Genomic DNA, 11623 nt, shown 5'->3' with positions numbered 1-11623 from the left:
AACGACGCCGGCACGGCGGCCGGCGGCAACGGCGGGGCGGGCGGCATGCCGGGCGGCGGCGGCGGCGGGGGCGGCGGCTCCACCAACGGCGCGCCGAGCGGGGCAGGCGGCGCGGGCGGCCGGGGCGAGGCGTGGATCATGGCGATCGGCTGAATTGGGCGATCGGCTGACGATGGCGATCGGCTGATCACGACGATCCGCCGGCGATGGCGATCGGCTGGCGATGGCTATCGATTGACGAGGGCGATCTGGAGGTGACGGGCGATGAGCGAGACGAGCGAGGCGGTGCGGACCGCGATCGTGGCGGCGGACGGGGCGGTGGTGAACGTGACCCTGGTGGATCCGGCGGCGACCTTCGCGCCTGCGCCGGGCCATGTGGCGTTGCCGTGCCCGGACGCGGTGGCGCCCGGCTGGCGGCTGGAGGCGGGGGCGTTCGTGCCGCCGGAAGACGATCCGGAGCCGGCGGGAAGCGGTTGAGAGCGAGCGGGCGCGTCGGTTCGGCGTTTGCCAACACCGGTGTGGCCGGGCAGGTCGGTAGAAGACTGAAGGCGACATGCGGGGCCGTACACCATTCATGGACGGTTCAGGGCGGGACCCCTATGGTGCGGCCATGATCCGACGCCACATCCTCGCCCCGATCCTCGGCTCGATGCTCGCCGTCGCGGTGGTCGCCACCGCGACGGACGCATCGGCCGCCTGCCTCTCCGGACGGGAGGCCGCCCAGGCGGTCGCCTCCGGCGAGGCCATGCGGCTGAGCGCGGTGGCCCGGCGGGTGGACGGCGACATCGTCAACGCGGACCTCTGCGAAAGCGGCGGCCGGCTCGTCTACCACCTCGCCGTGATGGGGCCGGGCGGGCGGGTGCTGACGATCGTGGTGGACGCGCGCACGGGCGAGGTGCTGAGCCGCTGAGCCCTCCGGATCCGGATCTGAAAAGGACGAGATGAAACCGCCATGCGCGTGCTGATCGTGGAGGACGACAAGGACCTGAACCGGCAGCTGGCAGTCGCCTGCCGAGATGCGGGTTTCGTGGTGGACGTGGCCTTCGACGGCGAGGAGGGGCACTTCCTCGGCGACACGGAGCCCTATGACGCGGTGGTGCTGGACATCGGCCTGCCGGCCATGGACGGCCTCAGCGTGCTGGAGACCTGGCGCCGCGATGGCCGGCGCATGCCGGTGCTGCTGCTCACCGCCCGCGACCGGTGGAGCGACAAGGTTGCCGGCATCGACGCCGGGGCCGACGACTATGTGGCCAAGCCCTTCCACATGGAGGAGGTGCTGGCGCGCCTGCGCGCGCTCGTGCGCCGGGCGGCCGGCCACGCGTCGAACGAGATCGAGGTGGGGCCGGTGCGGCTCGATGTGAAGGGCGGGCGGCTGACCGTTTCGGGCAACCCGGTGAAGCTGACCTCGCACGAGTTCCGCCTGATCCAGTATCTGATGCTGCACAAGGACAAGGTGGTGTCGCGCACCGAACTGGTGGAACACCTCTACGACCAGGACTTCGACCGGGACAGCAACACCATCGAGGTGTTCGTCGGCCGCCTGCGCAAGAAGCTGGGTGTGGACCTGATCGAGACCGTGCGGGGGCTCGGCTACCGGATCGCGTCGGGCGGACCGGGCGCGGCGGGCAGCGGCGGCGCGGGCGGCGGCGGTGGCTGAGACGCCGACCCTCGCCGGCCGGCTTGCATCCGTGCTGACGGCGGAGCGGTCGCTCGCCTTCCGCCTGGTGGTGTCGGCGGTCGCCTGGAGCGCGGTGTCGCTGGCGGTCGCCGGCCTGCTCCTGACGCAGCTCTACCGGGACAGCCTGGAGCGGGCCTTCGACGCGCGGCTGGCGGTCTACCAGAAGACGCTTGCGGGCGCGGTGGCGGTGGCGCCGGAGGGCGAGCCGCCGGCCTTCGACAACGCGGGCGAACCGCGCTTCAACCTGCCGCTCTCCGGCTGGTACTGGATGGTGCGCGACGCCCGCACGGGCCAGGTGACGGCGGCATCGCGCTCGCTGTTCGGCGAACTGCTCGACGTGGCGGAGCCGCCGCCGGACGGCAGCGTCATCGGCGGCTACGTGCCGGGCCCGCTCTCCTACGAGCTGAGGCTGGTGGCGCAACGGGTGCGGCTGATCGGGGACCGCAACCTCGACGTGATCGTGGCCGGCAACGCGGACGAGCTGAAGGCCGACATCGCGTCGTTCCGCAACCGGGTGTTCGCCACGCTGATCGTGTTCGCGGTCGGCCTGGTGCTGGCGACCATCCTGCAGGTGCGGCTCGGCCTCAGGCCGCTGACCACCATGCGGGACAACCTGAAGGCCATTCGCGAAGGGCAGGCGACCCGGCTCTCCGGCGGGCTGCCGCGCGAGATCGCGCCGCTGGCGGAGGAACTCAACGCCCTGATCGAGACCAACGGCGCCATCGTGGAGCGCGCCCGCGGCCACGTGGGCAACCTCGCGCATGCGCTGAAGACGCCCTTGAGCGTGATGCTGAACGAGGCGCGGGCCGAGAACGGGCCGCTCGGCGCCAAGGTGGCGGACCTCGTCGGCGTGATGCGCTCGGAGGTGGACCGCTATCTCGACCGTGCCCGCATGGCCGCCGAGCGGCGGGTGGTGGGTGCCGCGGCCGAGCCGCGCCGGGCGATCGACGGGGTGGCGGCGGTGCTGCGCCGGGCCTATGCGGACCGGGACCTCGCCATCGAGACGACGGGTCCGGCCGACCTCAAGGTGCGGGTGGAGCGGCGCGACCTCGACGAACTGGTGGGCAACCTGATGGACAACGCCGCGAAGTTCGGCCGGGGCACCGTGCGGGCGAGCGTGGAGGCGGCGCCCGACGACGGCAGCGCCCGGCCGATGGTGGCCATCATGGTGGAGGACGACGGCCCGGGCCTGACCGAGGCGGAGGCCAAGGTGGTGCTCGCCCGCGGCCGCCGGCTGGACGAGAGCGTGCCGGGCTCCGGGCTCGGCCTTTCGATCGTGGACGAACTGGTGGAGGCCTATGGCGGGCGGATCGGCTTTTCGGCCTCCGATCTCGGCGGCCTGAAGGTGACGGTGCGGCTGCCGCAGAGTTAACCCGCTGTTAGGGCTATCCGGTCTCATCCTCCGCCACGGACGGCGGCGCACCCCGCGCGAAGACCTGTTGGACTTCGCAATTCGGCCATGTTCCTGTCTCAAGGAACCGGGATGAAACCGACGGGTTCGGGCCAGATCCGTGCGGATGGCGACGGCAGCGCGCCTCTCTGGCGGCGTGGTGATGCGGAGACGGGAGACATGATGTTTCTGAAGAAGATGATGGCGGTCGGGCTGGTCGGGGCCACGCTCGCAGGCTGTGCCTCGGACCCCACCGTGGGTCAGAAGTCGACGCTCGGCACCCTTGCCGGCGCGGTCGGCGGCGCGGCGATCGGGTCCGCCTTCGGGTCCGGCTCGGGCAAGGTGGCGGCGGTGGCGGCCGGCGCCCTGATCGGCGGCTTCCTGGGCAACCAGATCGGCGCCCGCATGGACGAGCAAGACCGGCAGTACTACTACGCCTCGCAGGTCCAGGCGCTGGACTCCGGCGCCCCGCAGCGCTGGTCGAACCCGCAGAGCGGCGCCTACGGCGATGTCCAGACCGGGCCGACCTACTACGTCAACAACTCCCAGTGCCGCGACTACGTGAGCACCGTCTACATCGACGGCCGCCCGGAGACCATGCGCGGACAGGCCTGCCGCAATCCGGACGGCACTTGGCGTCCTGTGGGCTAACGCCCATTGGGCGTCCTGTGGGCTGAGGCCCGCAGGCGACGATCGACCCCGACGGGGCCGCGGACTGCGCCGATGCGCAGGGCGGCCCCGTTTCATGTCGGCCCATGCCCCTGTCGAAAGCGCTGCCGCCGCTCACGCTTCGGTAACTGTTCTGCCTCACCATCCTTCATCCATCGCATCGCTAAAAAGCGAGCGGAGACAATGTCTGAAGGCAGGCCGATCCAAGACAAGGTTGTCGACTACCTGAACGGGCTCTCGCCAGCAGCCCGCTCGCTCCTGTTGAGGACGCTGGAGACCAAGTCCGACGTCGCGTCGGACCGGGAAGCGCGCCTCATCCTCGACGCCACCCGCACGGTGGTGCACGGCACGGGCGCGGTGATGCCCGACCCCGCCACGGTGAAGGATAGCTTCTTCGCGCCGTTTGCCCCCTTCGTGATCGGCGAGGACCTGTCGCCGCGCCAGACCGGCTGGGTGAACGCGGCCTCGCTCGACCGGGTGTGGGCCTACGTGACGCGGACGGCCATGCCGGAGTTGTTCCGCACCTGGCTGAACCCGCACGCGCTGCGCGGCTATTCCAGCGAGCGCGAACTCAACGAAAACCTCGGCGTGCTCCGCGACGCGGTGCTGGGCGAACTGATGCGCCAGGCCGCCCAGGCGCGCGACGACTTCAAGAAGATGCAGCGCTTCGTGCTGGCGGTGGGCGGCGAGGAGGTGGTGAAGGACCTCTTCGACCTGATGGCCATCGCCGAGCGCCTGCCGCTCCTGGAGCGGCTGCTGATGCGGCTGCCCGCGCAGGTGCTGCCGGGCGACGCGGCCGAACGGCTGGCGATCGAGCAGGCGACGGCCTTCGTGCTGACCTATCCGAACGAGGCGGACTATGCGGCGGTCGCCTGCGCCTCGCGGGTGGCGACGCCGGCGACGCTCGCCCGGATCGCGCTGGCGTTGTCGGGCGACACGGACATCAGCGCGGTGCGCCGCTCGCCCGGCCGGGTGTTCGTGGACGTGTCGCTCTCCATCGTCCAGCGCTCGGTGACGCGCTACCAGGGGCTGCGCGCGACGGCGGACCTGCCGGAGCAGATCGCCGAGATCAAGCGCTACCACGAGGCGGTGCGGGCGCTGACGGGCGTGCTGGAGATCGAGGAGGACACCGTCTGGTTCCGCCGGCTGAGCGCGCTGCGGCGGACCATGTCGGACTTCATCCTGAAGGATCTGGAAGGGGTGGTGGCGCTGATCCGCGCGGCGCTGACGGTGACGGCGGAGATCCGGGCCGGCAGCGCGGAGGCCTCCGACGCCATCCGGGCGGTGTCGCTGCTGATGGCGGTGCGCAAGTCCAAGGACGCGTTCGCCCTCAACGAGGCAGTGACCCGGCTGACGCCGGTGGTGGAGCGCGCGCTGGAGGTGCAGGGCGCGCGGCTGATCGAACAACTGCGGACCTCCTACGGGTCGCTGCACGAGAACCTCTTCGAGGCGACCGAAACGCTGCTCCGCCTCTGCGAGATCACCTTCGGCGAGGAGCATACGGCCCTGGTGCGCAAGAGCCGCGACATCGCCGCCAGCAGCCGCCAGAAGCTGCCGAGTTTCGAGTGACACCTGCGACGGTTTGACGGATATCATTGAGGATGATCGCGATCTCGCCTATCTGACACGGCAACGGCCAGAAAATGGCCTGTCGCGTGTCCGGGGCGGCCGGATCCCGCGCGACAATCCGGAGGTGACGTCGCCCTCATGCTGGTCTGGATCGTCTTCGCCCTGATGACCGTCGCGGCGACGCTGGCCGTGATCGTGCCGCTTGCGCGCGGAAACCGGGCTGCGACGCCCGCGAGCGCCCACGACAAGGCGGTCTACCGGGATCAGCTCGCCGAGCTGGAGCGCGACCGCGAGCGCGGCCTGATCGGGGCGGCGGAAGCCGAAGCCGCGCGCGCCGAGATCGCCCGCCGGCTGATCCGCGCCGACGCGGCGGCGGAGGCGGCCGGCGGCCGGCGGTCCTGGGCGCGGCCGGCGGCGGTGGCCGCCATGGTGGTGCTGCCGCTGGTGACGCTCGGCGTCTACGCCGGCATCGGCTCGCCGACCCTGCCGGACCAGCCGCTGCGGGCGCGCCTCGACGCGCCGCCGGATCCCAACGACGTGCAGCAGATGATCGCCCGGGTGGAGGCGCATCTCGTCAACGAGCCGAACAACCTGGAAGGCTGGCGCGTGCTGGCGCCGATCTACGGCCGCCTGGGGCGGCTGGACGATGCGGTGCGGGCCTACCGGGAGATCATCCGCCTGGAGGGGCCGACCCCGCCGGTGAGCGAGGCCCTCGGCGAGGCCCTGGTGGCGGCGAACGGCGGGCTCGTCTCCGAGGAGGCGCAGGCGGCGCTCGACGCGGCGGTGGCGGCCGATCCGGAGCGGGTGAAGGCGCGCTACTACCGGGCGCTCGGGCTCTTGCAGTCGGGCCGCAACGCGGAGAGCCTTGCCGAATACGACGAGATCATCCGCCGGTCGCCGGCGGACGCGCCCTGGCTGGAGCCGGTGCGGGAGAGTCGCCGGCAGGCGCTCGCCGCCCTCGGCCAGCCGGCCGACACGGCCGAGCCGGCCACCTTGCCGCCGCGCATGGCCGCCGGTCCGGACGCCGGCACGATGGCGGCCGCCGCGGCCATGTCGCCGGAGGAGCGGGCCGCCATGGTGGACGGCATGGTGCAGCGGCTCGCCGACCGGTTGGCGGAGGCGCCCAACGATCCGGCCGGGTGGATGCAGCTGATCCGCGCCTATGGGGTGATGGAGCGACCGGATGACGCGTCCGCCGCCCTCAAAAAGGCCGAAGAGACCTTCAAGGAAGATCCGACCGTCCTGGCCGAAATCCGGGACGTGGCCAAGAGCGTAGGCCTGATACCCTGAGGGCCGTTCGCCGGGCGCCGTGACGGGCGCCCGCCGGACCGACCGCATGTGACCCGCTGACTTTCGACCCTTGGTTACTCGACCCTCTGACTGCGGCAGACCGCGAGGCGACTTCGATGGCGATGACGCGCAAGACGCGCAGGCTGACCCTGATCGGCACGGTGGGCGTGGTGCTGTCCGCGGCCGTCGGCCTCACCCTCTATGGCCTCTCCGGCCAGATCGCGCTCTTCAAGACGCCGACGGATCTGGCCGAGGCCGGGGCCGAACCCGGCCAGCGGTTGCGGCTCGGCGGGCTCGTGAAGGACGGATCGGTGAACCGCGGGGCGGACACCACGGTGGCGTTCGAGGTGACCGACACGGTCAACCACGTGCGGGTGACCTACACCGGCCTCCTGCCGGACCTCTTCCGGGAAGGGCAGGGCGTGGTGACGGAGGGCGTGCTCGACGCGAACGGCGTGTTCCGGGCGGACACGGTGCTCGCCAAGCACGACGAGACCTATATGCCCAAGGAAGTGGTGGACGCCCTGAAGGCGCAGGGCGTGTGGGAAGGCGACGGCGCCGGCAAGCCCGCGGCGGCGACGCCGGTTTCGGCGCCGGCGACCAGCGACCCGGCCAAGCTGACGAACTAGACGCGACCGGTAAAAGCCGACAAGCGGTCCGGCCGGCCTGACGGCAGGGGACGAGGGGCCGAAGAGCCCGAAGGGGAGGAGACGGACAGGATGATCGTTGAGATCGGCCATTTCGCGCTGGTGCTCGCCCTCGCGCTCGCCCTCCTGCAATCGGTGGTGCCCATCGTCGGCGCCCGGCGCGACGACGCGGCGCTGATGGCGGTCGGCGGCCCGATCGCGCTCGCCCAGCTGACCTTCGTCGGGCTCTCCTTCGCGGCGCTCACCTATGCCTACGTGATCTCGGACTTCTCGGTCGCCAACGTCTACGAGAACTCCCATTCGCTGAAGCCGATGCTCTACAAGGTGACCGGCGTGTGGGGCAACCACGAGGGGTCCATGCTCCTCTGGGTGCTGATCCTGGCGCTCTTCGGCGCGTCCGTGGCGGTGTTCGGGCGCAATCTGCCGGCGAGCCTCAAGGCCAACGTGCTCGGCGTCCAGGGCTGGATCACGGTGGCCTTCCTGCTGTTCATCCTGGTGACGTCCAACCCCTTCATCCGGATGAACCCGGCGCCGTTCGAGGGGCAGGACCTCAACCCGATCCTGCAGGACATCGGCCTCGCCATCCATCCGCCGCTCCTCTACCTCGGCTATGTGGGCTTCTCGATTTCGTTCGCCTTCGCGGTCGCGGCGCTGATCGAGGGGCGGATCGATGCCGCCTGGGCGCGCTGGGTGCGGCCGTGGACGCTGGCGGCCTGGATCTTCCTCACCGCCGGCATCTCCATGGGCAGCTACTGGGCCTATTACGAACTCGGCTGGGGCGGCTGGTGGTTCTGGGACCCGGTGGAGAACGCCTCCTTCATGCCGTGGCTCCTCGGCACCGCGCTCCTCCATTCCGCGGTGGTGATGGAGAAGCGCAACGCGCTGAAGATCTGGACGGTGCTCCTCGCCATCCTGACCTTCTCGCTGTCGCTGCTCGGCACCTTCCTGGTCCGTTCCGGCGTGCTTACCTCCGTGCATGCGTTCGCCACCGACCCGGCGCGCGGCGTCTTCATCCTGATGATCCTCTGCGTCTTCATCGGCGGCAGCCTGACACTCTTCGCCGCAAGAGCCGCGCAGCTGACCCAAGGCGGCGTGTTCGCGCCGGTCAGCCGGGAAGGCGCGCTCGTCCTCAACAACATCCTCCTGACGGCGTCCTGCGCGACCGTGCTCGTCGGCACGCTCTATCCGTTGGCGCTCGAAGGCGTGACGGGGGAGAAGATCTCGGTCGGCGCGCCCTTCTTCAACCTGACCTTCGGGCCGATGATGATCCCGCTCCTGATGGCGGTGCCGTTCGGGCCGTATCTGGCCTGGAAGCGCGGTGATGTCCTCGGGGCTTCGCAGCGGCTGATGGTGGCCTTCGCCGCCGCCATCGTGGCGACGCTCGTCGCCTTTTACCTGACCTCCGGCGGCCCGGTGCTGGCGGCGCTCGGCGTCGGCCTTGCCGCCTGGCTGATCGTCGGCGCGTTCAGCGAACTGGTGACGCGCGCCCGCTTCCGCGAGGCGGGGCTGGCGACGGGCCTCCGCCGGCTCGCCGGCCTGCCGCGCGCGGCCTTCGGCACGGCGGTCGCCCATGCGGGCCTCGGGGTGACGCTGCTCGGCATCGTCGGCGTCTCCACCCTGCAGGTGGAGAACATCCTGGTGATGACCCCCGGCCAGACCGCCACCATCGGGCGCTACGAGGTGACCTTCGACAGCGCGGAGACCCGGCGCGGACCGAACTTCACCGAGCTTGTCGCCCACATGACGGCGCGCAAGGACGGCGAGGTGGTGGCCAAGATGGATCCGGCGAAGCGGCTCTACACTGCCCGCCAGATGCCGACCACGGAGGCCTCCATCGTGACGCACGGCTTTTCGCAGCTCTACGTGACGCTCGGCGAGGAGAGCGAGCGCACCGACCAGCTGGTGGTGCGCATGTTCGACAAGCCGATGGTGACGCTGATCTGGCTCGGCTCGCTGGTGATGATGGCGGGCGGCCTTCTCTCCCTGTCGGACCGCCGCCTGCGCGTCGGCGCGCCGAAACCGGCCCGCGCGGCGTCCGCCGCGCCGGTGGCGGCGGAATGAGGACGCGGCGGATGGCACGGTTTTCCTCGCTGACGACGGACGCGGCGAACGGGTGGGCGCACCGGGCGGGGCGGCGCGTCCTCCGAGGGCTTATGGCCGGCCTACTCGCGCTTGCGGCCCTTGCCGGACCGGCGCTCGCCGTGCAGCCGAGCGAGCGGCTGAGCGACCCGGCCCTGGAGGCGCGGGCGCGCAGTCTCTCCACGGAGATCCGCTGCATGGTCTGCCAGAACCAGTCGATCGACGACAGCGACGCGCAGCTTGCCAAGGACCTCCGCGTCCTGGTGCGCGAACGGCTTTCGGCGGGCGATTCCGACGCGGCGGTGCGCGATTTCCTGGTGGCGCGCTACGGCGAGTTCGTGCTCCTGAAGCCGCGGTTCCAGGGCCATACCCTGGTGCTGTGGCTGGCGGCGCCGGTGCTTCTCGCCATCGGGGCGTTCGCATCTTTCGCCGCGTGGCGCCGGCGGAACCGGGCGGGTGCAGACAACCGCCTGACGTCGGAAGAAGAAGCCGCGCTGGCGCGCGTGCTTTCCGAGGACGACATGCGTCGTTCCTGACCTTACCAAGATTTAATTGCCGCGAACACTTTGTGGCGAAGATTGAGGCGCCATATCCAAGGCACAGAAGCTGCCGCCCCGCCAGGCTAAACGGATCGCGAAGACGATCCGGGGCGGACACGCTGTCTGAGCGCTTTGGAGTGAGCCGACCCATGACCAACCCCCACACCTCGTCCAACCGTCGCCGGAGCAGCCTGAAGCAGGCGCTGATCGGTGGCGTGGCCGCCCTCACCATCGGCGGCCTCGTTGCGGGTGAGACCCTTCTCGTCCCGGACATTGCGGCCAACGCCCAGAACATCTCCGACCAGATCCAGCAGCCGCTGAGCTTCGCCGATGTGGTGGAGCGGGTGCAGCCGGCGGTGGTCTCCATCCGCGTCAAGGCGTCTGGCGCAGAGCCGGCGCAGGCGCCCGGCGGCCAGTTCCGCGGCATGCCGGAGATTCCGGAGGATCATCCGCTCTACGAGTTCTTCCGTCGCTTCGGCGAGCCCGGCGGCCCGGGCGTGCCCGGCCAGCCGGGTCAGCGTGGCCCGCGCGGCGGCGAACAGTTCGCCCAGTCCCAGGGCTCCGGCTTCTTCATCACTGCGGACGGCTTCGCGGTGACCAACAACCATGTGGTCGAGCGCGCCGAGGAGGTCACCGTGGTGATGACCGACGGCACCGAACTGCCGGCCCGGGTGGTCGGCACCGACCCCAAGACCGACCTCGCGGTGGTCAAGGTGGACGTGGAGCGCACCTTCCCGTTCGTTGAGTTCGCCGCCGGGGAGACCCGCGTCGGCGACTGGGTGGTGGCCGTTGGCAACCCGTTCGGCCTCGGCGGTTCGGTGACGGCGGGCATCGTGTCGGCCCGCGGCCGTGACATCGGCGCCGGCCCCTACGACGACTTCCTGCAGATCGACGCCCCCATCAACAAGGGCAACTCCGGCGGTCCGGCCTTCAACCTGACCGGCGAGGTGATCGGCGTGAACACCGCCATCTACTCCCCGTCGGGCGGTTCGGTCGGCATCGGCTTCGCCATCCCGGCGGCGACCGCCAAGGCGGTGGTGGAAGACCTGATGGACGACGGCCAGGTGGTGCGCGGCTGGCTCGGCGTGCAGATCCAGCCGGTGACCCAGGATCTCGCCGACAGCCTGGGCCTTGCCGAGGCCAAGGGTGCGCTCGTCACCGAGCCGCAGCCGAACGGCCCGGCCGGGGCGGCCGGCATCCGCGCCGGCGACGCCATCGTGGCGGTGAACGGCGAGCCGGTGGACAGCGCCCGCGACCTCGCCCGCACCATCGCGGGCTACGACCCGGACACCACGGTGGACGTGGAGCTCTATCGCGACGGCGAGAAGCAGACCGTGGCGGTAAAGCTCGGCACCCTGCCGGGCGAGCAGCAGCAGGCGGCCCTCAGCCCGGCCGAGACGGCCCCGGCCAGCATCGAGGGCCTCGGCCTCCGGCTCGCCCCGGCCTCCACGGCCGGTGCCGGCGACGAGGGCGTGGTCGTCACCGAGGTGGACCCGGACGGCAAGGCCGCCGAGAAGGGCCTGCGCCAGGGCGACATCATCCTGGAGGTGGCGGGCCAGAAGGTCAGCGGTCCGCGCGACGTGGAGAGCAACCTGGAAGCGGCCAGCAAGGCCGGGCGGAAGTCCGTGCTCCTGCGGGTGCGCACCGGCGAGAACCTGCGCTTCGTCGCCCTGTCGCTCGACAAGGCCTGACCCTGGCGGCCCGGCGACGGGCCTCGCGGTAAGCCGAAAGACTGAAGAGATCCGGCGGCGGGGCCATGCTC

The 11623-nt window shown here is 71.0% G+C and carries 11 protein-coding genes; all 11 read left to right on the top strand.

Annotated elements, in window-relative coordinates:
• Positions 1 to 264: 264 nt before the first annotated feature.
• The 11 genes from BUQ68_RS18650 (at position 265) to BUQ68_RS18600 (ending at position 11552) form a co-directional block, all read left to right on the top strand.
• A complete protein-coding gene (locus BUQ68_RS18650) occupies positions 265 to 477 on the top strand; it encodes a hypothetical protein (protein ID WP_075217517.1) in 213 nt (70 codons plus the stop codon).
• Between the two features lie 133 nt (positions 478 to 610).
• Positions 611 to 910 (top strand): PepSY domain-containing protein, encoded by a 300-nt coding sequence (locus tag BUQ68_RS18645; protein ID WP_210215662.1) that lies wholly within the window; start codon positions 611 to 613, stop codon positions 908 to 910.
• Positions 911 to 952: 42 nt separating this feature from the next.
• A complete protein-coding gene (locus tag BUQ68_RS18640; protein ID WP_075217516.1) occupies positions 953 to 1657 on the top strand; it encodes a response regulator transcription factor in 705 nt (234 codons plus the stop codon).
• The gene (locus BUQ68_RS18635) at positions 1650 to 3050 is read left to right on the top strand and encodes an ATP-binding protein (protein ID WP_210215661.1); all 1401 of its coding nucleotides are present in this window, start codon (positions 1650 to 1652) and stop codon (positions 3048 to 3050) included. Before BUQ68_RS18640 ends, BUQ68_RS18635 begins: the two co-directional genes overlap by 8 nt.
• Before the next feature lie 198 nt (positions 3051 to 3248).
• Positions 3249 to 3719: an RT0821/Lpp0805 family surface protein gene (locus BUQ68_RS18630; protein WP_075217515.1), complete on the top strand. Its 471-nt coding sequence runs from the start codon at positions 3249 to 3251 to the stop codon at positions 3717 to 3719.
• Positions 3720 to 3920: 201 nt separating this feature from the next.
• On the top strand, positions 3921 to 5306 hold the full coding sequence (locus tag BUQ68_RS18625; protein WP_075217514.1) for a hypothetical protein: 1386 nt from the start codon (positions 3921 to 3923) through the stop codon (positions 5304 to 5306).
• A 138-nt stretch (positions 5307 to 5444) separates the two neighbouring features.
• The gene (gene ccmI, locus BUQ68_RS18620; protein WP_075217513.1) at positions 5445 to 6596 is read left to right on the top strand and encodes a c-type cytochrome biogenesis protein CcmI; all 1152 of its coding nucleotides are present in this window, start codon (positions 5445 to 5447) and stop codon (positions 6594 to 6596) included.
• Between the two features lie 122 nt (positions 6597 to 6718).
• The gene (ccmE, locus tag BUQ68_RS18615; protein WP_075217530.1) at positions 6719 to 7225 is read left to right on the top strand and encodes a cytochrome c maturation protein CcmE; all 507 of its coding nucleotides are present in this window, start codon (positions 6719 to 6721) and stop codon (positions 7223 to 7225) included.
• Positions 7226 to 7315: 90 nt separating this feature from the next.
• Positions 7316 to 9304, top strand: coding sequence for a heme lyase CcmF/NrfE family subunit (locus BUQ68_RS18610; RefSeq protein WP_075217512.1), 1989 nt, complete (start codon positions 7316 to 7318; stop codon positions 9302 to 9304).
• Positions 9305 to 9396: 92 nt separating this feature from the next.
• Entirely contained in the window at positions 9397 to 9858 is a 462-nt protein-coding gene (locus BUQ68_RS18605; protein WP_075217511.1) for a cytochrome c-type biogenesis protein, read from the top strand.
• A gap of 152 nt (positions 9859 to 10010) precedes the next feature.
• Complete coding sequence (locus BUQ68_RS18600; protein ID WP_075217510.1) at positions 10011 to 11552, top strand: Do family serine endopeptidase; 1542 nt, start codon at positions 10011 to 10013, stop codon at positions 11550 to 11552.
• Positions 11553 to 11623: the final 71 nt, after the last annotated feature.

The sequence above is a fragment of the Mongoliimonas terrestris genome (assembly GCF_001927285.1).
GTDB classification, from domain to species: domain Bacteria; phylum Pseudomonadota; class Alphaproteobacteria; order Rhizobiales; family Pleomorphomonadaceae; genus Chthonobacter; species Chthonobacter terrestris.
Note: the sequence above shows the minus strand (reverse complement) of the source record. Positions and strands in the feature narration are given on the sequence as shown.

What these genes read in the sequence shown, in the direction of transcription:
- BUQ68_RS18650 (WP_075217517.1), top strand. Translation starts at nt 265, where the DNA reads ATGAGCGAGACGAGCGAGGCGGTGCGGACCGCGATCGTGGCGGCGGAC.
- BUQ68_RS18645 (WP_210215662.1), top strand. Translation starts at nt 611, where the DNA reads ATGATCCGACGCCACATCCTCGCCCCGATCCTCGGCTCGATGCTCGCC.
- BUQ68_RS18640 (WP_075217516.1), top strand. Translation starts at nt 953, where the DNA reads ATGCGCGTGCTGATCGTGGAGGACGACAAGGACCTGAACCGGCAGCTG.
- BUQ68_RS18630 (WP_075217515.1), top strand. Translation starts at nt 3,249, where the DNA reads ATGATGTTTCTGAAGAAGATGATGGCGGTCGGGCTGGTCGGGGCCACG.
- BUQ68_RS18625 (WP_075217514.1), top strand. Translation starts at nt 3,921, where the DNA reads ATGTCTGAAGGCAGGCCGATCCAAGACAAGGTTGTCGACTACCTGAAC.
- ccmI (WP_075217513.1), top strand. Translation starts at nt 5,445, where the DNA reads ATGCTGGTCTGGATCGTCTTCGCCCTGATGACCGTCGCGGCGACGCTG.
- ccmE (WP_075217530.1), top strand. Translation starts at nt 6,719, where the DNA reads ATGACGCGCAAGACGCGCAGGCTGACCCTGATCGGCACGGTGGGCGTG.
- BUQ68_RS18610 (WP_075217512.1), top strand. Translation starts at nt 7,316, where the DNA reads ATGATCGTTGAGATCGGCCATTTCGCGCTGGTGCTCGCCCTCGCGCTC.
- BUQ68_RS18605 (WP_075217511.1), top strand. Translation starts at nt 9,397, where the DNA reads ATGGCCGGCCTACTCGCGCTTGCGGCCCTTGCCGGACCGGCGCTCGCC.
- BUQ68_RS18600 (WP_075217510.1), top strand. Translation starts at nt 10,011, where the DNA reads ATGACCAACCCCCACACCTCGTCCAACCGTCGCCGGAGCAGCCTGAAG.